At 60.0% G+C, this 22258-nt stretch carries 21 protein-coding genes; 12 read left to right on the plus strand and 9 right to left on the minus strand.

The window, feature by feature from the left end:
• The 5 genes from E8E78_RS00050 to E8E78_RS00070 all read right to left on the minus strand — a co-directional run.
• Positions 1-564: electron transfer flavoprotein subunit beta/FixA family protein (locus E8E78_RS00050; RefSeq protein ID WP_280312298.1), on the minus strand; the 564-nt coding region annotated here is incomplete at its 3' end.
• Positions 565-616: 52 nt separating this feature from the next.
• Positions 617-1813 (minus strand): CaiB/BaiF CoA-transferase family protein, encoded by a 1197-nt coding sequence (locus E8E78_RS00055; protein WP_059394847.1) that lies wholly within the window; start codon positions 1811-1813, stop codon positions 617-619.
• A gap of 56 nt (positions 1814-1869) precedes the next feature.
• Positions 1870-3030, minus strand: a complete 1161-nt coding sequence (locus E8E78_RS00060; RefSeq protein ID WP_162801865.1) for an acyl-CoA dehydrogenase family protein — start codon at positions 3028-3030, stop codon at positions 1870-1872.
• A gap of 75 nt (positions 3031-3105) precedes the next feature.
• Positions 3106-3702 carry a thiamine pyrophosphate-dependent enzyme gene (locus E8E78_RS00065; protein ID WP_059394849.1) on the minus strand — a complete coding sequence of 199 codons (597 nt, stop codon included), beginning with the start codon at positions 3700-3702 and terminating at the stop codon, positions 3106-3108.
• The gene (locus E8E78_RS00070; RefSeq protein WP_019470870.1) at positions 3690-4220 is read right to left on the minus strand and encodes a thiamine pyrophosphate-binding protein; all 531 of its coding nucleotides are present in this window, start codon (positions 4218-4220) and stop codon (positions 3690-3692) included. Before E8E78_RS00070 ends, E8E78_RS00065 begins: the two co-directional genes overlap by 13 nt.
• 491 nt (positions 4221-4711) lie before the next feature.
• Here E8E78_RS00070 and E8E78_RS00075 point away from each other — a divergent pair, with 491 nt between their 5' ends.
• The 3 genes from E8E78_RS00075 to E8E78_RS00085 all read left to right on the plus strand — a co-directional run bounded on the left by E8E78_RS00075 (position 4712) and on the right by E8E78_RS00085 (position 8720).
• Positions 4712-6007 (plus strand): dicarboxylate/amino acid:cation symporter, encoded by a 1296-nt coding sequence (locus E8E78_RS00075; protein WP_059394850.1) that lies wholly within the window; start codon positions 4712-4714, stop codon positions 6005-6007.
• Between the two features lie 142 nt (positions 6008-6149).
• The gene (locus tag E8E78_RS00080; protein ID WP_016499727.1) at positions 6150-7073 is read left to right on the plus strand and encodes a LysR substrate-binding domain-containing protein; all 924 of its coding nucleotides are present in this window, start codon (positions 6150-6152) and stop codon (positions 7071-7073) included.
• A 276-nt stretch (positions 7074-7349) separates the two neighbouring features.
• Positions 7350-8720, plus strand: coding sequence for an MFS family transporter (locus E8E78_RS00085; protein ID WP_059394851.1), 1371 nt, complete (start codon positions 7350-7352; stop codon positions 8718-8720).
• A 45-nt stretch (positions 8721-8765) separates the two neighbouring features.
• Here the strand turns inward: E8E78_RS00085 and E8E78_RS00090 are convergent, their stop codons facing one another.
• The 3 genes from E8E78_RS00090 to E8E78_RS00100 form a co-directional block, all read right to left on the minus strand.
• On the minus strand, positions 8766-10220 hold the full coding sequence (locus E8E78_RS00090; protein ID WP_016499725.1) for an alanine/glycine:cation symporter family protein: 1455 nt from the start codon (positions 10218-10220) through the stop codon (positions 8766-8768).
• 86 nt (positions 10221-10306) lie between these two features.
• A complete protein-coding gene (locus E8E78_RS00095; RefSeq protein WP_059394852.1) occupies positions 10307-11116 on the minus strand; it encodes an alpha/beta hydrolase in 810 nt (269 codons plus the stop codon).
• An 89-nt stretch (positions 11117-11205) separates the two neighbouring features.
• Positions 11206-12105, minus strand: coding sequence for a LysR family transcriptional regulator (locus tag E8E78_RS00100; RefSeq protein ID WP_059394853.1), 900 nt, complete (start codon positions 12103-12105; stop codon positions 11206-11208).
• 107 nt (positions 12106-12212) lie between these two features.
• Here E8E78_RS00100 and E8E78_RS00105 point away from each other — a divergent pair, with 107 nt between their 5' ends.
• The 6 genes from E8E78_RS00105 to E8E78_RS00130 all read left to right on the plus strand — a co-directional run bounded on the left by E8E78_RS00105 (position 12213) and on the right by E8E78_RS00130 (position 18281).
• Positions 12213-12875, plus strand: coding sequence for an RraA family protein (locus E8E78_RS00105; protein ID WP_016499722.1), 663 nt, complete (start codon positions 12213-12215; stop codon positions 12873-12875).
• A gap of 1 nt (position 12876) precedes the next feature.
• The gene (locus E8E78_RS00110) at positions 12877-13542 is read left to right on the plus strand and encodes an RraA family protein (RefSeq protein ID WP_059394854.1); all 666 of its coding nucleotides are present in this window, start codon (positions 12877-12879) and stop codon (positions 13540-13542) included.
• A complete protein-coding gene (locus tag E8E78_RS00115) occupies positions 13539-14168 on the plus strand; it encodes a dimethylmenaquinone methyltransferase (protein WP_059394855.1) in 630 nt (209 codons plus the stop codon). The genes E8E78_RS00110 and E8E78_RS00115 overlap by 4 nt, the downstream gene beginning before the upstream one ends.
• Positions 14165-15373, plus strand: a complete 1209-nt coding sequence (locus E8E78_RS00120) for a pyridoxal phosphate-dependent aminotransferase (protein WP_059394856.1) — start codon at positions 14165-14167, stop codon at positions 15371-15373. The genes E8E78_RS00115 and E8E78_RS00120 overlap by 4 nt, the downstream gene beginning before the upstream one ends.
• A 288-nt stretch (positions 15374-15661) precedes the next feature.
• Positions 15662-16999 (plus strand): aromatic acid/H+ symport family MFS transporter, encoded by a 1338-nt coding sequence (locus E8E78_RS00125; RefSeq protein ID WP_059394857.1) that lies wholly within the window; start codon positions 15662-15664, stop codon positions 16997-16999.
• 25 nt (positions 17000-17024) lie between these two features.
• Positions 17025-18281, plus strand: a complete 1257-nt coding sequence (locus E8E78_RS00130; RefSeq protein ID WP_059394858.1) for a gallate dioxygenase — start codon at positions 17025-17027, stop codon at positions 18279-18281.
• A gap of 32 nt (positions 18282-18313) precedes the next feature.
• Here the strand turns inward: E8E78_RS00130 and E8E78_RS00135 are convergent, their stop codons facing one another.
• A complete protein-coding gene (locus tag E8E78_RS00135; RefSeq protein WP_114942177.1) occupies positions 18314-19519 on the minus strand; it encodes a LysR family transcriptional regulator in 1206 nt (401 codons plus the stop codon).
• A gap of 154 nt (positions 19520-19673) precedes the next feature.
• Between E8E78_RS00135 and galB the strand changes: the two genes are divergently transcribed.
• Genes galB through E8E78_RS00150 form a run of 3 tightly spaced genes read left to right on the plus strand, consistent with a single transcriptional unit; the run spans position 19674 to position 22203 of the window.
• Positions 19674-20408: a 4-oxalmesaconate hydratase gene (galB, locus tag E8E78_RS00140; RefSeq protein WP_114942178.1), complete on the plus strand. Its 735-nt coding sequence runs from the start codon at positions 19674-19676 to the stop codon at positions 20406-20408.
• The gene (locus E8E78_RS00145) at positions 20405-21121 is read left to right on the plus strand and encodes a 4-carboxy-4-hydroxy-2-oxoadipate aldolase/oxaloacetate decarboxylase (protein WP_114942179.1); all 717 of its coding nucleotides are present in this window, start codon (positions 20405-20407) and stop codon (positions 21119-21121) included. The genes galB and E8E78_RS00145 overlap by 4 nt, the downstream gene beginning before the upstream one ends.
• 2 nt (positions 21122-21123) lie before the next feature.
• Positions 21124-22203, plus strand: coding sequence for a 4-oxalomesaconate tautomerase (locus E8E78_RS00150; RefSeq protein WP_059394862.1), 1080 nt, complete (start codon positions 21124-21126; stop codon positions 22201-22203).
• Positions 22204-22258 lie beyond the last annotated feature (55 nt).

Raw genomic sequence — 22258 nt, forward strand, 5'->3', positions numbered from 1 at the left:
CAGCGACGCATAGCGTGGCTCGTTCAGGCGCAGGTCGGTGGTGACGATGGCTGGCAGGTTCAGCGATACGGTCTGCAAGCCGCCATCGATTTCACGGGTGACGTTCAGCTTGTCGCCAGCAACGATGACCTTGGAGGCGAAGGTGCCCTGGGCGTAGCCGGTCAGCGCGGCCAGCATCTGGCCGGTCTGGTTGTTGTCGCTGTCGATGGCCTGCTTGCCAAGGATGACCAGCTGTGGCTGCTCTTTGTCGACAACGGCTTTCAGCGCTTTGGCCACGGCCAGGGAACTCAGCTCATCGACGGCTTCGACCAGGATGGCACGGTCGGCGCCTAGCGCCAGGGCGGTACGCAGTTGCTCCTGGGCGGCGGTCGGGCCCACGGAGACGACCACGATCTCGCTAACCACGCCCTTTTCTTTCAGGCGTACGGCTTCTTCCACGGCGATTTCGCAGAAGGGGTTCATGGACATCTTGACGTTAGCAAGGTCGACGCCGGAGTTGTCCGCCTTGACGCGAACCTTGACGTTGTAATCGACCACACGTTTGATAGCGACCAGCACTTTCATAAGCAGTAATACTCTGTTCTTGAGCTTTCACAACAGGCGTTAAAAAGAGGGGTCAGATGACCCCTGAAGCGCGCAGCTGTTGAATTCGTTCATGCGTCAGGCCAAGTTCGGCAAGGATGTTTTCGCTATGCTCGCCAAGCGCGGGCACCGGGCCCATGCGTGGTGCAAAGGCATTGCTGGTGGCGGGTGGGAGCAGGCTGGGAACGCTGCCTGCGGCCGTATCGATGCGCCGCCAGCGATCTCGGGCTTTTAGCTGTGGGTGCTCCCAGACACCTTGCATGTCGTTTACCTTGGCGTTGGCAATGCTGGCCTGGTCCAGCCGCTGAATAACGGTATCGAAGCTCAATGGGGCGAAAGCCTCGATGATCAACGCTCGCAGGGCGTCGCGGTTGGCCACGCGTTTGAAGTTGGCAGAAAACCGATCGTCATCCGCAAGCTCCGGCCGGATCAGCACATGCTCGCAGAACAGCTGCCACTCCCGTTCGTTCTGCAGGCCGAGCATCACGGTGCTGCCATCGCCAATAGGGAATGGGCCGTATGGATAGATCGTGGCGTGCGCTGCACCAGCGCGAGGCGGTGGCGGGGCACCCTCGTAGGCGTAATAGAGCGGGTAATTCATCCACTCCACCAGGCTCTCCAACATCGAAACTTCAACGTGGCTGCCGATGCCGGTTTTTTCCCGCAACAGTACGGCCGAGAGGACGCCCGTATAGGCATACATACCGGCAGCGATATCAGCTATCGAGTTGCCCGCCTTGGCCATCCCGTCTTCGCCGGGCCCACCGGTGACCGAAAGAAAACCGCCTTCGCTCTGGATCAGCAGGTCATAGGCTTTTTTCTGCTCGTAGGGGCCCCCAGCGCCATAGCCGGAGATGTCGCAGACGATGAGCCGCGGGAAGCGCTCGTGCAATTGCTCGAAGCTCAACCCAAGGCGGGCGGCCGCGCCTGGCGCCAGGTTCTGCACCAGCACATCGGCTTGCTCCAGTAGCTGGTCAAGGATGTCCCCGGCGATATCCTGCTTGAGGTCAAGGGCCAGGCTTTCTTTCGAGCGGTTGGTCCAGACGAAATGCGAGGCCAGGCCATTGACGCGCTCATCGTACCCACGGGCGAAGTCGCCACTGCCCGGGCGTTCGACCTTGATCACCCGAGCACCCAGGTCGGCCAGCTGACGGGTACAGAAGGGCGCTGCGATCGCATGTTCGAGGCTGATGACGGTTATGCCGTCAAGTGGGCGAATGGGCTGACTCATGATTGATGTCTCTCTTGTTATGGCAGGCCCCTCACGGTTGGCGAGGGGGACCCGGGTCAGAACGAACGTGGCAGTTCCAGCAGATGTTCGGCCACGTAGGACAAGATCAGGTTGGTTGAGATGGGCGCGACCTGATAAAGGCGGGTTTCGCGGAACTTGCGCTCGACGTCATATTCATTGGCAAAGCCGAAGCCGCCGTGGGTCTGCAAGCATGCGTTGGCGGCCTCCCAGCTGGCTTTGGCCGCCAGGTACTTGGCCATGTTCGCGGCGGCGCCAGCGTTGCGGCCGCTGTCGTACTCGGCGCAAGCTCGCCAGCGCATCAGGTCGGCGGCTTCGATTTCGATGTGGGCTTCAGCGATGGGGAACTGCACGCCCTGGTTCTGGCCGATCGGGCGGCCGAATACCACGCGATCACGGGCGTACTGGCTGGATTTCTCGATGAACCAGCGGCCATCGCCGATGCATTCGGCGGCGATCAAGGTACGCTCGGCATTGAGCCCGTCGAGGATGTAGCGAAAACCCTTGCCTTCTTCGCCAATCAGGCTGCTGGCAGGGATTTCCAGGTTGTCGAAGAACAGCTCGTTGGTTTCGTGGTTCACCAGGTTGGCAATCGGCTGTACGGTCAGGCCGTTACCGATGGCTTCACGCAGGTCGACCAGGAAAATCGACATGCCATCGACCTTCTTGGTGACCTCGGCGAGCGGGGTGGTACGCGCCAGGAGGATCATCAAGTCAGAATGCTGGACGCGAGAGATCCACACTTTCTGGCCATTAATCACGTACTTGTCGCCTTTGCGAACCGCCGTGGTCTTGATCTTGGTGGTATCGGTGCCGGTGGTCGGCTCTGTTACGCCCATCGACTGCAGGCGCAGCTCGCCACTGGCCAGTTTGGGCAGGTAGTAGCGCTTTTGTTCTTCGCTGCCGTTACGCAGCAAGGTGAACATGTTGTACATCTGGCCATGGATGGTGCCGGAGTTGCCGCCGCAGGCGTTGACTTCTTCAAGAATCACCGAGGCCTCGGCCAGACCCAGGCCGGAGCCGCCAAACTCCTCGGGTATCATCGCCGACAGCCAGCCGGCCTCAGTCATGGCTCTGACGAAGGCTTCAGGGAAGCCTTTTTCTTCGTCGACCTTGCGCCAGTATTCGGCCGGGAAATCTCCACACAGGGCACGTACACCCTCACGAATGGCGTTGAGTTCTTCTTGATTGTTGTCGATCATCATCATTCTCCAGGGTGGGGCAGGCCGGCAGCGTCATCGTGGTTCGGCCGCCGGCCCGACCCTGTAACACGGTCAAATAGGCCGCAAGCCAAGGGCGGCGCGGAAACGGTTCTTGATGTATTGGCCATCACGCGGCGGAAGTACACGTGGCGGGTTTTCGGCTTTGATCTTCACCGTGGCCAGCTTGACCCCGTCCCGGTTGGCGAAACGCTCACGCAGGGCATGGACCCCGTCCATTTCACGAATTTCCTGGGTCCAGGCAAAGCCACAGGTTTCAGCGACCCGGTCCAGCTGGATGCCGAAGCCGGCGTGGCTGACTTGCATGCCGGTTTCACCAAAGTGGCCGTTGTCCAGCACCACGATGGTCAGGTTTTTCGGCTGCTGCAGTGCAACAGTGGCCAGTGCGCCGAACCCCATCAGCAGCTCACCGTCACCCGTGACAACCACCACGCTTTTGTCCGGCTGCGCATTGGCGAGGCCCAAGCCCACGGTAATGGCACTGCCCATGGCCGCCCAAAGGTAGTAGTTGTTGTCGTGGTCACCCGCGGCCATCACATCATAGGAGGCAGAGCCCAGGCCGGTGACGACGAGCACATCATTGCGATCGGCGAGCAAGGTACGGACGACCTCTCGGCGGCAAAGCACGTGGTTGGCGCTTACTTGACCCATTTCTTTTCTCCGATCAGGCGCTGACCAAGCAGCAGGGCGGTGGCGGCATCGCCGTTGAAGGCCATGGTGGCGGCGCCATGCAGCAGTGGGGCCACATCCTCAGGTTTGTCAGCGCGCCAGGTCATCACTTTCATCAGGTTCAGGGAGGCTTCAGTGGCCTGACCCATCGGGTTTTGCCAAGCGTTGAATTCAGCCCAGTCACCCCGCATGGTCACTACCATCAGCAGGGGGAAACCAGCGCAGTTCTGCAAGGCGAGGGTGTTGATGCAGTTGCCGACACCGCTCGATTGCATCAGCAGCGCGCCGCGTTCCCCACCCAGCCAGGCGCCGGCCAGGTAGCCAATGCCTTCTTCTTCCGTGGTGAGCACAACGGCCTTGATGTCGGGGTCTGCATAGGACATGCGAATAGACGCCGAGTGGCCAGCGTCCGGTACGAATACGACGTGCTTGACGTCGTGGGCCTTGAGAACACGGAACACGTCCTCTTGCCAGTTCTGTTCAGCTTCTTGCGATGACATGGGTATCTCCCGGCAGTGCTGCTTTTGTTTTTCCTCATCATGCGGCGAGATGCGGCGCAGGACGACTACCGTTTTTTTCTTTGAGATATGCCGTAGCGGCATAGGTGAGGGCATGCCACAGGTCATCGACGTTGAGTGCAACTGACTGCCGCGTCATGTGAAGCAACGCCCGGGCAGGCCCGCCAGTGGCTATATAAAGCGGGCATAGCTGATAGACGCGCTCAGCGCTTCTGGACAGCAGGTGAAAACGTTAGGTTGCCTGCTCGGTCGCGGCTGCGCCGCTATCGAATCAAAACAACAATAAGAACGAGGATTTTCCATGTTGCTTCGTTACCTGCGCACGCTCGCCGGGTGGCTCACCGCTGCAGAGTCGCCATTGGCCGATACACTATCCTCACCATGCTGTTTCCGGCATCTTGCACTGTCCTACTTCGTTCCGTAGTGCACCGCTCTGGCGGTGACGGTCCCTATTGGTTGAATAAAGGTGCTCAATGAAATTCAGACTACCGCTGGCGGGCTGGATACTGCTCGCCATGTTTTTTGGTGTGGTGATCGGCTATGTCATTTTCCTCACCAGCCCTGACAAGGCAGCTGCTACCGAGACTGCCGGGTACATTTCGGTGATATCGGACGTATTCCTGAGGCTGATCAAGATGCTGATCGGGCCGCTGGTCTTTTCCACCTTGGTGGTGGGGATTGCTCACATGGGCGACGCCGGTGCGGTGGGCAGAGTCTTTGGCAAAGCGATGATGTGGTTCCTGACGGCTTCGCTGCTCTCATTGGCGGTGGGCCTGATGATGGCCAACATCCTGCAGCCAGGGCATCATCTGGCACTGCCTTTGCCGGACGTGAGCGCAACCACTTCCCTCCAGACATCTGCCTTCACCCTCAAGGCGTTTGTCACGCATCTGGTGCCCAGGTCGTTCGTCGAGGCCCTGGCCAACAACGAGATCCTGCAGATTGTGGTGTTCTCACTGTTCTTTGGTGTAGCCCTGGCGGCCCTGGGCGAAAAAGCCAAGGGCCTCGTGCGCCTTGCCGACGAGTTGGCCCAGGCCATGCTTCTCATTACGGGCTACGTCATGAAGCTGGCACCGCTGGCTGTCATGGCAGCGATGGCCGCCACAGTCGCGGTTAACGGGCTGTCGATCCTCGCAACGTTCGCGGTGTTCATGCGCGACTTCTACCTGGGGCTGATGGTGCTTTGGCTGTTGCTGATAATGGCTGGGGCGCTGTTCCTGGGCCGGCGGGTTTTCGCGCTTCTGGCGCTGATCAAGGAGGCCTTCCTGCTGGCATTCGCCACGGCGAGTTCCGAGTCGGCTTATCCCAAACTGCTCTCGGCGCTGGACCGATTCGGAGTAAGCCGCAAGATTTCCAGTTTTGTCATGCCCATGGGGTATTCCTTCAACCTCGATGGCTCGATGATGTACTGCACCTTCGCTGTGCTGTTCATCGCCCAGGCGTACGGCATCGAGATGACCCTTGGTACGCAGATCCTGATGCTGCTGACGTTGATGCTTACATCCAAGGGGCTTGCCGGGGTGCCGCGTGCATCACTGGTGGTTATTGCGGCGACGCTGGTGCAGTTCGATATTCCCGAAGCAGGGCTGCTGCTGATTCTGGGCATCGACACATTCCTCGATATGGGTCGCTCGGCCACCAACGCCGTAGGCAACTCGATCGCCACGGCGGTGGTCGCCAAGTGGGAAGGGGAGCTGCAGGACCCGGATACACAGCCGGCAACCGATCGCGGCACAACACAGGGGGCGGCAGGGTCTTCAACAGTCTGAGGTATCGATAGCCCAGTCGCGCCGTGGCGTATGCCTTTGGTGCTAGCTGCTATGCTCAAATTCTATAGCTGGTCCCCGAACCTGTCTTTAGACTGTGAAAACGCCGTTCAGAGGCGCCCCTTTCTTTGCCAGTGGTTGACCGATGGACGTAGTGCAACTGAAAACCCTGATCCATGTGGCCGAACTTGGCAGCCTGAGCAAGGCTTCGGACCGGCTCCATGTGGCGCAACCTGCATTGAGCCGGCAGATTCGGCAGTTGGAAAAGGAATTGGGCGTCTACCTGTTCGAGCGGCATGGCCGCGGTATGGAAATCACCGCTGCCGGCCTCGAGGTTCTTGAACGGGCCACCCGGATCATGGACGAGCTCGAGTCCATCCGTACCTCGGTAGCCGGCGGCCGTGCCGCATTTCGCGGCATGGTCGCCATCGGTACCACGCCGACCATCGCCGAGATTGTCACTGTGCCGTTGGTTCAACGCATCCGCGACACTCACCCGGACCTCTCGATCCGCTTTTCATCGGCGTTCAGCGGCTATTTGCTGGACTGGTTGCAGCGGGGCGAGCTGGAGCTGGCCATCTCCTACGATCCGCAGCCACTGCACACGTTGCGAATCGAACCGGTAATGATGGAGAACCTGGTCCTGGTTGGCCCTCCCGAGGCCAGGTTGAACCTGGACACGGCCGTGCCGTTCGCAGAATTGGCCAATGAACAGATGGTGCTGCCCAGCCCCCGCCATGGGCTGCGCAAGATCATGGACCAGTGCGCCCTCGAGCGAGGCTTCAAGATCACCACCAGTGTCGAGGCGGACTCCTTCGGCGCGATGATCGACCTGGTCCGTCATGGTTTTGGCTATACGGCATTGCCACTGGCCTCCATCTATTCTCGCCTTGATGACGGCAGCTTGTGCGCCGCGCCGCTGGTTGACCCGACGCCAATGCGCAAGCTGGTACTCGTGCTGCCCGCCGATCGGCAGGTAAGCCCCGCAACACGCTACGTCGGCCAGACCTTTGTGGACATTGCCAGCGAGCTGGTGGCCAAAGGCATCTGGGCGGGGCACATGCTCTGAAACGGCTGCGCCAAGCTATTCAATCGCGGCATAACTGCTAGAGGGCAGCGGGTCTGGCCGCTACCCAGGTGAGGGCGTAGCTTTGCCCGGGATAAAAGTCAGTGCGCTTTCGCTGACTTGTAAAATAATAGATCCCAGAAGGTGCCCCCATGATGTGCGTTCCATCGCCCCGCGTACTGCCGCCCGCTTTTCCTGTGATGACTCCGAGCCAGTAGATCGACGCAGACCAACGCTGTTGTTCTTGCCTCGCGTTTGCCTCAGATCTGGAGTTCCCCCATGCACGCCAACAATCACAATCCTGCTGCGCCTGATATCCGTAACCTGACCAATCGCCAACGGATCCGCGCCATTCTCGGCGCCTGTTCCGGAAACCTGGTGGAGTGGTACGACTTCTTCATCTACGCCTACACCTCAATCTACTTCGCCGCGCTTTTTTTCCCTCAGGGCGATCAGACCACACAGCTTTTGGCAACGGCCGGCATTTTTGCTGTGGGCTTCTTCATGCGCCCCCTGGGCGGGTGGATTTTCGGTTACCTCGCTGACACGCGTGGCCGCAAGTTTTCCATGATCATCTCCGTCTTTCTGATGTGTGGGGGCTCGCTGATGATCGCGGTCGTGCCCACCTACGAAACCATTGGCATGGCCGCGCCGGTTCTGTTGCTGATTGCCCGCTTGATGCAAGGCCTTTCGGTAGGGGCTGAATACGGTACCGGTGCGACCTACATCAGCGAAATTTCCAGTACGGGCAAGCGCTGCTTCTTTGGCTCGTTCCAGTACTTCACTATCATTGCCGGGCAACTGCTGGCGTTGCTGACTGTGGTTGTGCTGCAGAACCTACTGCCCATCGAAGAACTCAAGGCCTGGGGCTGGAGGATTCCATTCTTCATTGGTGCAGTAAGTGCGCTGGTGGTGGTCTACCTTCGCCGCTCGATGCTTGAAACGGCAAGTCACCAAGGCGCCAAACACAAGGAAGCGGGCTCGATAAAAGCGCTGATGAAGCACAAGAAAGCCGTGCTGCTGACGATTGCCATCACTGCCGGTTGCTCGTTGCACTTCTATACATTCTCCACCTACATGCAGAAATACCTGGTGGTTTCGGCGGGCTTCGATCCGTCGACGGTGAGCTTCATCATGACAGCCGCGCTGGTGGTGTTCATGTGCCTTCAGCCGGTGTTTGGAATGATGGCTGACAGGATTGGTTCGCGAAACAGCATGATTGCCTTCGGCTTGCTGTCGAGCCTGTTGATCGTACCGTTGCTCACGGGTCTCAAGACCGTCAACAACCCGTACGAAGCCTTCGCGCTGGTCATGCTGGGCCTCCTGATTGCTGCGTTCTATACGCCGGTCACCGGCGTGCTGAAGGCGGACCTGTACCCCGCCACGGTCCGCGCGCTGGGCGTAGGGCTGCCCTATGCCTTGGGCAACGCGCTGTGTGGCGGTACTGCCGAGTACGTGGCGCTGTCCTTGCGTGGCGCGGGCGTGGAGTCGTACTTCTACTACTACGTGGCGGCGATGAGCGTCATCACCCTGATTGCCGCAGTGCTCATGCCCGATCTACGCAAGCACGGTTATCTCGACGGAACGGGGGCTGTGGAAGAAAACACGGGCTTGCGGCCCGGTACCCATTATTCGAATGCACGAAGCTGACACCAAGCCCAGGCAACCACTACGGTTGCCTGGGCTTCCTGCCAATCAGGATGTTTTTGGTGGTTCAGGCTCGAGCACACCCAAGCCCTGATCTTTTGCGACCTGCTCTGGAGCATTGCCCCAGATGGTCCTGTCTATGTTGAGGTCCTGGAAGGCACTGGCGGTGAGAACCGGCTCGGCAACTCCGGCTTTGCGCTGTGCGTCGTAATCTGCGAGCAGTCGCAGGCCGACTCGGCATAGCAGGACCAGGGCGATGAGGTTCACCAGCGCTGAAAGGGTCATGGTGATGTCGGCGAAGGCAAACACCGTGGACAGGTCCTGAACCGAGCCCCAGAGAATCAAGGCCAGCACCAGCGCGCGATAGCTCAGCAGTGCCTTGCGGTTCTTGCCCAGAATAAACCTCAGGTTGTTTTCGCCCAGGTAGTAGTTGTAGAGAATCGAGGTGAACACGAACAACGCAAGTGCAACGCTGATGAAGATGCGGCCCCAGTCACCGACCACTGCGGCAAGCGAGTTCTGCGTCAGCACGATGCCGTCACCCGCGAAACCAGCGGTATAGAAGCCCGACAACAAGATCAGCAAAGCGGTGCAGGTGCAGATGATGAATGTGTCGAAAAACACGCTGAACGCCTGCACGACACCTTGTGAGACAGGGTGCCGAACTTCGGCCACCGCGGCGACGTTTGGCGCACTGCCCAGGCCAGCTTCGTTGGCGAATACGCCACGCTTCACACCCATCACGATTGCGCTGCCGATCAGGCCACCAAAGGCTTGATCGAGCCCGAACGCGCTTTTCACGATGGTCACCAGCATCAGGGGCACGTGATCAAATTGCAGCACAATGACGTACACGGTGACCGCTATGTAGGCCAGCGTTTTCACCGGTACCAACAGGTCTGCCACCCTGGCGATGCGTTTGATGCCGCCCACGAACACCAGCGCTAGCACCGCGGCCAGGGCGATGCCGGAATAGGCTGGGTCAACGCCAAATGCATTCTGCAAAGAGTGGGTCACTGCGTGTGACTGCAGGCCATTGAAGGAAAAACCGAACGTGACGATCAGCAGTACCGCCATAACAACGCCCAGCCAACGCTTGTTCAGCCCGTATTCGATATAGAACGACGGGCCGCCATGAAACTGGCCGCTACCGTTGTGGCGCTTGTACAACTGCGCCAGGCTGCATTCGAACAATGTGGTGGCCATCCCGACCAGTGCGGTAACCCACATCCAGAACACCGCACCAGGACCGCCCAAGGTTACAGCCACGCCGACGCCGGCGATGTTGCCCGCCCCGACACGGCCGGCCAGGCTGAGCATGAGGGCCTGGAAAGAACTGATTTGAGTCGAACTGCGGGTAAGGCTGTCCTTGAACACCTTGAACATGTGCAGGAAATAGCGCAGCTGCACAAACCGTGTCTTGACGGTGAAATAAGCGCCCAGGCCGACGACCAGGACGATAAGCAGCTTTCCCGAAAGAAAGCCATTGATGGCTTCGAGCATGACGCAACCTCATTGTTATTATGACTGGGTGTGCGGGTACACACGGCCGCAAGCAGCCGTGTAGGGGTTGGAGCCGGTGAACGGGGTCAGGCGCGGTCTTGCAGTGCCTTGATGTGCTGCCACATCAGCGCCGGGTTGGAGTACATCGGGAAGTGGCCACAATCAGGGATGCAAGCCAGTTGCACCCCCTGGGCAGCGATGTCGTCCAGATAGGAAAGGTGGGCGTTGGTTGCGCCGTACATGTACTGGCGCGGGAAGGGTAACGCCAGGAGCTTCTCCATCAGACCGCCGTTATCTGACAGCTCAACCATGGACTCGAAGATGCCGCGCACCGCCCCGGTACGTACCTTGTGCGCCAGGCTGGCCGCATAGAGTGCGCTGGCAGGATTAGCGGCAAGCCGGGTGCGCTCGATGAAGTCGTGGAAAAAGCGCAAATCGTCTTCGCGCGAGTGATCGTGGATCTGCCGGCTGAGGAAGCAATCTTCGGGCGCAATATTGCCCTCGATGTCGACGAAACTCAGCACTCGGTCTGGAGCGGCATCAGCGAGCATCAGCCCGGTCAGGCCGCCCATGGAGTGGCCAACCAGATGGAATCTGTCGACGCCAAAGTGTGCAAGTACAGCCTGGGCAGTCTTCACCAGCAAGGGGATGTTGATGCGGGCGAGGTCGGCGCATTCGGTTTCTCCGCAACCAGGCGCATCGTAGGCAATGAAGGGATGACCTTCGAATGCGGGCTGCAGCGTGATGTCGGCATAGTCTTCTTTGGTAGAACCGAACCCATGCAGGAAGAGGATAGGTGCCTTGGGGCCGGAACGATGGATCACCGCCAGATCCAGCAGTACGCCGTCGATGTTCAACGGCAGTTTCTCGTGAGTGAAGCGAGCAGGGTTTGCCACGGTGGGAACTCCTTTTACAGAGGCCCCAATGTCGGGCCCACCCTGAATTTTGTAAAATACGAAGCCGCGAACCCTGTCATATGCTCAGCCTATGACGCAAAAACCTGCTTGGCCTGGTCAATCATCGCATCCACCAAGGGGTTACCGTTTACGCCGTGCCATGCCATGGCGGTGGTGACAACCTTCACTTCTGGCTGCAACGGCCGCACCAAAACATTTTCGGGAGCAAGCTTGTCCATGGAGGTGGGCACCAAAGCGATGCCCTGGCCACAACTGACGAACGCCACCTGCGCCGTGACAGAGCGGACCTGATGCACGATACGCGGCGCGAAGCCGCTGGCCTTGCATAGCCCCACCAGGTAGTCGAAATACACCGGGCTGACGTCTCGTGAGGCCATCACCAGGGTTTCATCGGCAAGTGTCTTGAGCTCAATGGCTTCACTGGCGGCCAATGGGTGGTCCTTGGGCATCGCGACTGCCAGGCGATCCTCTGACAGCGGCATGGACTGCAGATGCCGGCCGAGGTTGCCTTCAAGGCGTGCAAAGGCGATGTCGATATCGCCGGCCTCAAGCGCGGGTATCGCCTCCGCGCTATCGATCTCTCGAACCGAAACCGTGACCAACGGGTGGTCTTGCTTGAACCGCTCGATCAGCTGGGGCAGCACATCGATCATGGCCGAGGTGATCGCCCCGATGGTCACCACGCCGGCGTGCCCTGCCACTGCCTCGTGAACCGCCAACTCCAGTCGCTCCAGCTGATCAGCAAACTTTCGCACAGCGGGGAGGATTGCAGCCCCGGCGGCAGTGAGCTGAGCGCCACGGCGAGAGCGGGTGAACAGTTGAATGCGAAGGGACTGTTCAAGCGCCTGGATCTGCTCGGTCAACGGCGGCTGTGACATGCCTAGCCGCTTGGCCGCGCGGCTGAAGTTCTGGTCCTCGGCAACGGCCAGGAACAGCCACAGGTGACGTATCAATCGAAAGTTGATCACGGCATTCTTCCATAGGTTTGGGGTATGACAAGCTTAGCTTCTTCGTAATATACGTATCAAATGCCCGCGCAGATACTCAAGCCTCACTTACAAGAGGCCTGCAACCGATGAGCTTGAAAGCCCCGCTTGAGCGCTTGGCTGTGCTCGATACCAATACGGTGTCGGACGCGCTGGACTTCCTCCAACTGCCTGGAGCCACCAACGGCCTGATGCCGCTCTGGAACTGCCCGAAGATTGTTGGCCGAGCCAGCACCGTGCAGTTGGGGCCAAAGCAGGACGTGGCACCCACCGTTCACCTGATTACCCCAGTCATCGAACAGATCACCACCGATGACCGCGTGCTGGTGATTGCGGGTGGCGTTGACGGTATTTCCAGCTGGGGTGACATCCTGGCCAACGCCGCCCGGCGCAAAGGCATCCGTGGCTCGATCATCGATGGCTTCAGCCGCGACATCTGCGGCAGCGCCGACATCGGTTACCCGGTCTACGGCCGTGGCGTGACCATGATCAGCGCGCGCAACAGGCTCATCCAGATCGACGCGGCCGTCACCATTCGCATGGCCGGCGTTGACGTGGATGAAGGCGACTACGTGATTGCCGACGCATGCGGCACCGTTTTCGTCCCGGCCGGTGCCATCGAGAAGGTGCTTGACCTGGCCGAGCGTATCGACCGTCGCCAGGCCGGCATGGTGGACGCCGTCCGCGCAGGCCGTTCGGTCGAGGAAGTGATGCACGACACCCAATTCGAAGCCATCAAGGTGGAGCACTGATATGAGCCTTTCTGATAAAGACCTGGTCGCCTTGTTCGAAGGCCTGGATACCCCGGGGGTGTCCGACGCGATGGACAAGCTGGGCCTTCCCGGCCAGGCCTTTGGTATCGCGCCGCTGGCCAACTATAGCCAGGTCGTGGTCGGCCCGGCCTTCACTGTCCAGTATGTCAGTGCCAGCACACCGCCAGGCACCGTGGGTGACTTCATTGATGAAGTAGCACCAGGCGACGTTGTGGTCATCGCCAACGAAGGCCGTACCGATTGCACGGTGTGGGGCGACATCATGACCCAGTACGCCCTGGCCCGCGGTATTGCCGGCACGGTCATTGATGGTGTCTGCCGCGATGTGAACAAGGCGCTGGGCGAAGGCTACCCGCTGTTCAGCAAAGGCCGCTTCATGCGTACCGGCAAGGACCGCGTCGAGGTGGTGGCCGTCAACCAGCCGGTGTCGGTTGGCCATGCCCGGGTTTGTGCCCGGGACATCGTCGTCGCTGACGCCAATGGTGTCGTCATTGTACCGCGTGACCGTGCCCAGGAAGTTGCTGAAACGGCACGTCGCATCGAACACGTTGAAACGCAGATCCGCGAACAGATTGCGGCTGGCAAGAGCCTCAAAGAAGCCCGTGCCGCCCTCGGTTACCACTCCCTTCAGAGCAAGCAATCATGAGCCTTCCACACGATTACCAGAACATTGCAAAGGTCCTCGGCAGCTCCACCCTGTACGAGGCGTCCGGGCTGCCATGCGCGGTCGACCGCGAGATTCGCGCTGTCTGGAAAGGCGCATTCATCGCCGCGCCGGCTTACCCGCTGCAGTGCTCGCCAGGTGACAACCTGGGTCTGCATCTGGCTGTTGCCAAAGCGCCGCGCGGTAGCGTGCTGGTCTGTGATAGCGCCGACTTCGTGGCCGGCTATTGGGGTGAGGTGCTTACGGTGGCGGCGGAAGCGGCAGGCATCGTTGGCCTGGTGATCAACGGTGGTGTGCGCGACATCGCTGCGCTCGAAGCACATGGCTTCCCTGTATTTGCGCGAGGCATCTCGGTCAAAGGCACCGTCAAGGCAACCACGCCTTCCGTCGGCAAGCCGTTCGATTTCAGCGGTGCGCAGGTCAGCGCCGGCGATCTTGTCGTCGCGGACGAGGATGGTGTGATCATCATTCCGGCCACTGCCGTTGAACATACCCTGCGGGAGGGGCAGAAGCGCGCGGACAAAGAAGCGGTATTCATGGGCAAGCTGCGCGAAGGCAAAACCACCATGGACCTTATGGGCCTCTCCCACCCGGAGGAGCAAGCGTGAGCCTGGCAACGCTGAACCGTCGCCTGGAGGCTGCCAAGCCTTCGGCGACCTACAAGATCATCGACCGCGTCGCTGCGCGCCGCGCAGAAGGCGCGAAGATCATATCGCTTTGCGCGGGGGAGCCCGACTTCGATACGCCGGAGCACATCCGTACTGCGGCCATCAGTGCGATCAACAGTGGCCAAACCCGTTACACCCAGGTAGCCGGCCTTCGCACGCTGCGTGAAGCCATCGCACGTAAATACCAGCGTGAGAATGGTCTTGATGTCAGCTGGCAGGACACGCTGGTGTGCAGTGGCGGCAAGCAGGTCATCTTCAATGCCCTGGCCGCAACCCTGAACGAAGGCGACGAGGTTGTGATCCCCGCGCCATACTGGGTCAGCTATCCAGAAATGGTTGAACTGTGCGGTGGCGAGTCGCGGATCGTCGCTTGTGGCGCCGAGTCGGGCTTCAAGCTGACCCCGCAAGCGCTGGCCGAAGCCATCGGGCCGAAAACCCGCTGGCTGATCCTGAACTCACCGTCCAACCCCACGGGCGCCGTGTACGACCGCGACGAATTGCAGGCTCTGGCTGAGGTGTTGCTGGCCCATCCGCAGGTACTGATTCTGGCGGACGATATCTATGAGCACCTGCTTTTTGACGGCCGTGACTTCCTCACGCTTGCCCAGGTCGAACCACGGCTGGCTGCACGGACTCTGACCATGAACGGCGTGTCGAAGGCTTACGCCATGACGGGTTGGCGGATCGGGTTCGCTACCGGCCCTCGCTGGCTGCTTGAGGCGATGGAAAAGCTTCAGGGTCAGCAGACCTCGGGCGCTTGCTCCATCTCGCAGCACGCTGCAATCGCAGCCCTGGACGGTCCGAAAGACTTCATCGCCCACAGCCGCGAAGTATTCCAGCGGCGCCGTGATTTCATGGTCGAGTTGCTCAACCAGGCGCCGGGCATCAGTTGCGAGGTGCCAGGCGGGGCGTTCTACGCTTTTGCCGACTGCTCTGGGCTGATCGGCAAGCGCTCATCCGCTGGTCGCGAACTGGTCAATGACGAGGCTGTGGCCCTGGCGTTGCTGGAGGAGGCCAATGTTGCAGTCGTTCAGGGCAGTGCTTTTGGTCTACCGGGCTATTTGCGCATTGCTTATGCGCTGGATGACGAGTCGCTGCGTGCAGCTTGCCAGGCCATTCACCGCTTCTGCCAGGACGCACGGTAGATAGATCGCCTCGCTGAAGCTGGGCACCGTAAGGCTGCACGTCCTCAATTGCATACCTGCGATGAAGGGCGTGCAGCTTTTTTTGCTTGGCAGAGCCTTCCGCTCGATGGGCAGCCCGGGCTCTCCATTCATCCAATAAGAAAAACAGATACCTGCTTAAGGATTTCATGGAGGCGGGGAAGGGATGCCCGCCTTAGAGTCACCTTCGTCCATAAGTCAGATGGCGCTTACCCTCGCGGCAAGCCCATCGCCTCGGCTTGGTCCCTACAAAAACAAGAAGGTGAAAGCATGAGCAACGAAGCGGTCGATATCAAGGCATGGATCGACGACCGACCAGTATCCCGGTATCAGTGGCTCATCATGGCCCTGTGCTTTCTGGTTGTTCTGTTCGATGGTTTCGATGTGGCGGTGATGGGTTTTGTCGCACCTTCATTGATTCAGGAGTGGGGCCTTACCCGTGCGGCTTTTGGCCCGGTGATGAGCGCCGGCATGGTAGGCCTTGCGATTGGCGCTTTGACAGCGGGCCCTTACGCTGACCGCCTGGGTCGCAAGCGGGTGCTGCTGATCGCCGTGACTGGGTTCAGTGTGCTGAGCCTGGCCTGCGCCTTTGCCCGCAACCCCTACGAGCTGGGCTTGCTGCGTTTGCTCACCGGGGTAGCCTTGGGTGCAGCGCTGCCGAACACCACCACTTTGCTGTCTGAATACCTGCCAGAGCGGAATCGCGCGCTTTTCATCACCATCATGTTCACAGGCTTCAACATGGGTTCCGGGCTTGGCGGTTTTCTGGCTGCCTGGCTGATCCCGGCGTATGGGTGGCATGCAGTATTGCTCGCGGGTGGCATCATGCCGCTGGTACTGCTTCCGCTTCTTTGGTTGTGGTTGCCTGAGTCGGCACGGTTCCTTGCTGCCCGCAATGCACCTGCGGCCGAGATCGCCAAGGTGTTGAACCGGCTCGGTGGTGCGTTCACTGCCGCTACGCGGTTCATCGTCAGCGAGGGCCAAGCGAATCACAAGGCACCGGTACGCATGCTGTTCACCGGTCAGTTCCGTTTCGGCACGCTCGCGCTGTGGAGCACCTATTTCATGGGCCTGCTGGTGATTTACCTGACCATGGGCTGGATGCCCACACTGTTGCGTGACAGTGGCTTGTCCATCGAGCGGGCAGCCAGCATCACAGGCTTGTTCCAGCTCGGCGGTACCGTTGGCGCAATTGCAGTGGGCTGGGCAATGGATCGGCGCAACCCCAATCGCGTTATTGCCGGGGCTTATGTGCTGGGTGGCTTGTGCATCCTCTTGCTGGGCGCCACCAGCCTGGAGTCGACGCTGCTTGCCGTTGGGGTAACTGCAGCCGGGTTTTTCATGAGCGGGGCACAAACCGGGCTCAACGCCTTCGCGCCGGGCTACTACCCAACAGATTTTCGCGCTACCGGGGTCAGCTGGATGCTAGGGATCGGGCGTTTTGGGGCGATCTTCGGCTCGCTCATTGGCGGCGCAGTGTTGAGTATGGGCTTCGCTGTTCCAGTGCTCTTCGCGTTGTTGAGCGTACCGGCCTTTATCGCTGCGATGGCGATCCTGGCCAACGGCCATGCCCGGCGCCGGTCAAGCCAGGCTGCAGTGGCCCAGTAGCTTCATTCAAGTAAAGGAACATTCCATGGCACGTATCATCGGCGGCCTCGCCGTCTCTCATACACCCACTATCGGTTTCGCGGTCGACCACGACAAGCAGCAAGATGCGGCTTGGGCCCCCATCTTTGAAGGGTTCGAGCCAATCAAGGCCTGGCTCGATGAGAAAAAGCCCGACGTGCTCTTCTATATCTTCAACGATCACGTGACATCGTTCTTCTTCGACCATTACGGTGCTTTTACCCTTGGCGTCGACGAGCGTTATGAGGTTGCAGACGAGGGCGGCAACCCTCGCGATCTGCCAGCGGTGAATGGCCATGCGGCACTGTCCCGGCACATCGGCGAAAGCCTGGTGGCCGATGAATTCGACATGGGGTTTTTCCGTGACAAGCCGCTTGATCACGGGTTTTTCTCACCCATGTCTGCGTTGCTTGCCTGCGACGACGGCTGGCCGGTAGAAATCGTTCCGCTACAGGTAGGCGTGCTGCAATTCCCCATTCCGAGTGCCCGTCGCTGCTACAAGCTGGGGCAGGCGCTGCGCCGGGCGATTGAAAGTTACCCAGAGGATTTCAAGGTGGCCATCGTGGCGACAGGTGGGGTTTCTCACCAGGTCCATGGCGAGCGCTGCGGGTTCAACAACCCCGATTGGGATGCGCAGTTCCTGGACCTGCTGGTCCATGACCCGCTGCGCCTCACGGAAATGACCCTGGCCGAATTCGCTACGTTAGGCGGGCTGGAAGGGGCAGAGGTGATCACCTGGTTGATCATGCGAGGTGCGCTGTCATCCAACGTGAAGAAGCTGCACCAGGACTACTACCTGCCGTCGATGACAGGTATTGCAACGCTGCTGCTGGAGAATGAGGATCGGCCAGTGCCCGTCGAAACCACTGCCCGGCACCTCAAGCACATGCGGCACCAGCTAGACGGCATCGACAAACTCGAAGGAACCTACCCGTTCACGCTGGAGCGAAGCGCCAAGGGCTACCGCCTGAACAAGTTTCTGCACCGCATGATCGAACCTGACTGGCGCCGTCGCTTTCTTGAAACGCCAGAGGCGCTTTTTGAGGAGGCGGGTTTGAGCGAAGAAGAATGCGACCTGTTACGCCGCCGTGACTGGCGAGGGCTGATCCAGTATGGCGCAATCTTCTTCGTACTGGAAAAGCTTGCTGCGGTAGTGGGGGTGCCAAACCTGCAGGTGTACGCCGCGATGCGTGGGCAGAGCCTGGAAGACTTCATGAGGACGCGCAACCAGCAGGTGCTGTATTCGGTGGCCGGCAAGCCATAACCGAAATCGCCGGCGCGCTTACAGCAATTTCTCTAGACGGCTGCCTGCTCGCCCGTCACTGCGCGGATCATGTCCATCAGAGCCTGCGCTACTGGCGAGTGCAGGCAGCCGTTTCGGTATGTCAGCCCGATGGCGCGGGAAGTCTGTTTCAACTCGACAGGCAAGACACATAACTCGCCAGAGGCTATTTCTTGCTCCAACTGGTGTGCGGAAACGGCTGCGATCATGTCGGAACGCAGCAACAAACCTCTGATGATGGCCATATCGGCGCTTTCCACCACCGGGTGTGGGCTGGCCATGCCCAGTGCAGTGAAACATCCATCCAGCATCTGCCGCGCGGGTGAACCGGCCCTTGGTAATACCCATTTTGCGGTTGAAAGCGCGCTGTAGTTCAGGCTTTTCGCGAGTGGGTGGTGTTGCCGGGCCACAAGCACCATTTCTTCGGACATCAACTTCTCTCCTGTAAGGTCACTTGCGTAGGCCGCACTGCGCAACGCACCGAAGATGAAGTCCACATCGCCTGCGCGCAGCTCGGTGGCCAGCAGGTCGAAAGGGCTTTCGTTGGTAATCACCTGGATATGGGGGTGGGCGGCCATCAGGCGCACGATGGCCGCAGGCAAGATTCGCGTGCGGCCCAGGGGCAGGGCGCCCACATGCACTGCGCCTTGCAATTGGCCTTGAAGGGCTGAGATGTCTGTTTCCATGTGGCGCAGTTCGTTAAGTGCACGCCGGATAGGGAACAGTATTTCGTGGCTCGTGCGGGTAGGTTGCAGGCCTCGAGGGGTTCGCTCGAACAACGTCTGCCCACAGCCGCTCTCCATGACCTTGAGCGTTGAGCTGATGGCCGGCTGAGTCAAGCCCATGAGGTTCGCAACGGTCTGCATGTGATGCGTCTCGCAGAGGCTCACGAAAATTTGCAGCCGCTTGACCTGGAACAGGTACAGCGGCTCCACGGGCTGCTTGTCTGCCGGGGCAAGCAGCCGAGGGACAGTACCGAGCTCCTCCAGCACCCTGCGCGCCCGCGGCAGCACGCGCTCACCATAGCCGGTGAGGCGCATGCCATTGGTGTGACGCTCGAACAGAGGGGCATTCAAGCGGGCCTCCAGCTCGGAGATCGAGCGTGTAACCACTGATTGCGCGCGGTACAGCGCTGATGAAGCTTTGGAAACACTCCCGAGCTCCGCAACGCGCACAAATGCCCGCACGTGCATCAAGCCTGGCAGCTCTCTGGTTTCCATTGAGACAGTCAACTTTCTGCTTGAGGTGCGTTGACTATGCCGATCCCAGACGAGGAGGGCAATAAGGAAAACGCATACCCCATACACCCGAACGCATTACTGCTTCAGTCAGACCGAATGCGAAGCTGTGCTTATCGAAACAGGAGCACTCGCAATGACAGGATCTCAACAAAACGCATTGGTTGTCAGCGCCCATTCTGCCGATTTTGTATGGCGTGCAGGTGGTGCTATCGCGCTGCACGCCCAGCAGGGTTACAACGTGCACATCGTTTGCCTGTCCTACGGCGAGCGGGGCGAGTCTGCAAAGCTTTGGCGAAAGGGCGACATGAGTGAGGGCAAAGTGAAAGCTGCTCGCCAGGAGGAGGCGATGGCTGCAGCCGAAATACTTGGCGCAAGTGTGGAGTTTTTCGACATTGGGGATTACCCCATGCGGTCTGACACGGACACGCTGTTCCGCCTGGCCGATGTCATGCGCCGCGTCCAGCCGGCTTTCGTACTCAGCCACTCGCTGAAGGACCCGTACAACTACGACCATCCGCTGGCAATGAACCTCACTCAGGAAGCGAGGATCATCGCCCAGGCAGAAGGTTACCGACCGGGCGAAAAAATTGTCGGGGCACCCCCGGTCTATGCCTTTGAGCCGCATCAGCCGGAACAGTGTGAGTGGCGCCCGGATGTGTTCCTGGACATCACCGATGTATGGGACAAGAAATACGCTGCGATTCAATGCATGGCCGGGCAGGAACACCTGTGGGAGTACTACACACGTGTCGCCCTGCAGCGTGGTGTACAGGCCAAGCGCAACGTTGGCATCACCTGCGCCCGCAACATTGTCTACGCCGAGGGCTACCAGAGCACCTTCCCGCGCGTGACGGAGAACCTGGCATGAGTACGCTCGTGGGAAAAACCGGCGTTGTCCTTCGCAACATCGAGCGAGCGGGCGCGGGCCTGGTGGACGAACTGGCGGCGTACGGTGTTGCCACCATCCACGAAGCACAAGGGCGCAAAGGGTTGCTGGCACCCTCGATATCGGCGATTCAGCAGGGCACTTCTGTCAGCGGCTCGGCCGTCACTGTGCTGGTGGCGCCCGGGGATAACTGGATGTTCCACGTTGCTGTTGAACAATGCCGTCCTGGCGATGTGTTGGTAGTGGCACCCAGCTCTCCCTGTACCGACGGCTACTTTGGTGACCTGCTCGCAACCTCGCTCAAGGCGCATGGTGTTCGTGCGCTGGTGATCGATGCCGGGGTGCGCGATACCCGTACCCTTCGGCAAATGGGCTTCCCTGTATGGTCACGGGCGGTCAGCGCGCAAGGCACCATCAAGGAAACACTAGGGTCGGTCAATTTACCGATCATTTGCGGCGGGCAGCTGGTCAACCCCGGTGACGTGGTCGTGGCGGATGATGACGGTGTGGTTATTGTGCGTCGCGATGAGGTGACGCAGGTGCTGGAGGCGACCCGTCGGCGTGCTGATCTGGAAGAGCAGAAGGCGTTGCGCCTGGCCAGCGGCGAACTCGGTCTGGACATCTACAACATGCGTCCCCGCTTGGCCGAGAAGGGGTTACGGTACATCGACAGCCTGGATGAACTGGGAGAGTAGACATGGCCCAGACACGCATTCCCTGCCTGTTGATGCGCGGCGGCACCTCCAAGGCTGCGTGCTTTCTGGATAGCGACTTGCCAGACCAGGGCGAGCTGCGCGATCGGGTGCTGTTGGCCGCCATGGGCTCACCTGACAGTCGCCAGATCGACGGGGTAGGTGGCGCAGACCCGCTCACCAGCAAGGTCGCGATCATCAAGGCGTCACGCCGGCCCGACGCTGATGTGGATTATCTGTTCGCACAGGTGATCGTAGATGAGCCGCGTGTCGACTATGGTCAGAACTGCGGCAATGTCCTTGCTGCTGTCGGCCCTTTTGCGATCGAGCGCGGGCTGGTCACCGCGGCGGGGGAGGTCACGCCCGTTCGCATTTACATGGAGAACACCGGGCAAATGGCGGTTGCGTATGTGCGCACACGCGACGGCTGCGTCGACTACACCGGTGATGTGAAGATTGATGGCGTGCCGGGAGCCGGCGCACCGTTGGTCATTGAATTCCAGGACATTGCCGGCTCTACCTGTGGGGCGTTGCTGCCGACAGGCAACACGCAGGATGTGTTCGATGGCATCGCGGTCACCTGCATCGACAACGGTATGCCTGTGGTACTGATGCGCGCTGAGGCATTGGGCTGTAGCGGTTACGAGAGCCCGCAACAGCTGGAGGCCGATTCGGCGTTGAGAGGGCGGCTGGGAAGTATCCGACGGCAGGCCGGCCTGGCCATGAATCTTGGCGATGTCAGCCAGCGCAATGTGCCCAAGATGTGCCTGGTGTCCGCTGCTGCCTCGGGAGGTACGCTGAACACGCGTACCTTCATTCCTCATCGCTGCCATACCAGCATTGGCGTGTTCGGCGCTGTCAGCGTGGCGACGGCTTGCACGCTACCGGGGACGGTTGCTTCGCAAATTGCTGGCGTGGCACTTCAGGACCGCATGCGTTTGTCGATCGAGCATCCCACCGGAGAGTTCACGGTTGAAGCAACTCTTCAGAAGGGAGAGCTTCTGGGTTGCGGGTTGGTACGGACTTCCAGGGTTCTGTTTGACGGGGTCGTGTGTATTGCGCGGTCGCTTTGGGAAGGACGGTAGTGGGTCACACAGGTGCGGGTGAAACGAGTACCCCGTCAAGGCGATGAACGTCTCG

Origin of the sequence: Pseudomonas sp. BN505 (assembly GCF_029873175.1) — a bacterium.
Classification (GTDB): domain Bacteria; phylum Pseudomonadota; class Gammaproteobacteria; order Pseudomonadales; family Pseudomonadaceae; genus Aquipseudomonas; species Aquipseudomonas putida.

What these genes read in the sequence shown, in the direction of transcription:
- E8E78_RS00055 (WP_059394847.1), bottom strand. Translation starts at nt 1,813, where the DNA reads ATGAGTCAGCCCATTCGCCCACTTGACGGCATAACCGTCATCAGCCTC.
- E8E78_RS00065 (WP_059394849.1), bottom strand. Translation starts at nt 3,702, where the DNA reads ATGGGTCAAGTAAGCGCCAACCACGTGCTTTGCCGCCGAGAGGTCGTC.
- E8E78_RS00070 (WP_019470870.1), bottom strand. Translation starts at nt 4,220, where the DNA reads ATGTCATCGCAAGAAGCTGAACAGAACTGGCAAGAGGACGTGTTCCGT.
- E8E78_RS00075 (WP_059394850.1), top strand. Translation starts at nt 4,712, where the DNA reads ATGAAATTCAGACTACCGCTGGCGGGCTGGATACTGCTCGCCATGTTT.
- E8E78_RS00080 (WP_016499727.1), top strand. Translation starts at nt 6,150, where the DNA reads ATGGACGTAGTGCAACTGAAAACCCTGATCCATGTGGCCGAACTTGGC.
- E8E78_RS00085 (WP_059394851.1), top strand. Translation starts at nt 7,350, where the DNA reads ATGCACGCCAACAATCACAATCCTGCTGCGCCTGATATCCGTAACCTG.
- E8E78_RS00090 (WP_016499725.1), bottom strand. Translation starts at nt 10,220, where the DNA reads ATGCTCGAAGCCATCAATGGCTTTCTTTCGGGAAAGCTGCTTATCGTC.
- E8E78_RS00105 (WP_016499722.1), top strand. Translation starts at nt 12,213, where the DNA reads ATGAGCTTGAAAGCCCCGCTTGAGCGCTTGGCTGTGCTCGATACCAAT.
- E8E78_RS00110 (WP_059394854.1), top strand. Translation starts at nt 12,877, where the DNA reads ATGAGCCTTTCTGATAAAGACCTGGTCGCCTTGTTCGAAGGCCTGGAT.
- E8E78_RS00115 (WP_059394855.1), top strand. Translation starts at nt 13,539, where the DNA reads ATGAGCCTTCCACACGATTACCAGAACATTGCAAAGGTCCTCGGCAGC.
- E8E78_RS00125 (WP_059394857.1), top strand. Translation starts at nt 15,662, where the DNA reads ATGAGCAACGAAGCGGTCGATATCAAGGCATGGATCGACGACCGACCA.
- E8E78_RS00130 (WP_059394858.1), top strand. Translation starts at nt 17,025, where the DNA reads ATGGCACGTATCATCGGCGGCCTCGCCGTCTCTCATACACCCACTATC.
- E8E78_RS00135 (WP_114942177.1), bottom strand. Translation starts at nt 19,519, where the DNA reads ATGGAAACCAGAGAGCTGCCAGGCTTGATGCACGTGCGGGCATTTGTG.
- galB (WP_114942178.1), top strand. Translation starts at nt 19,674, where the DNA reads ATGACAGGATCTCAACAAAACGCATTGGTTGTCAGCGCCCATTCTGCC.
- E8E78_RS00145 (WP_114942179.1), top strand. Translation starts at nt 20,405, where the DNA reads ATGAGTACGCTCGTGGGAAAAACCGGCGTTGTCCTTCGCAACATCGAG.
- E8E78_RS00150 (WP_059394862.1), top strand. Translation starts at nt 21,124, where the DNA reads ATGGCCCAGACACGCATTCCCTGCCTGTTGATGCGCGGCGGCACCTCC.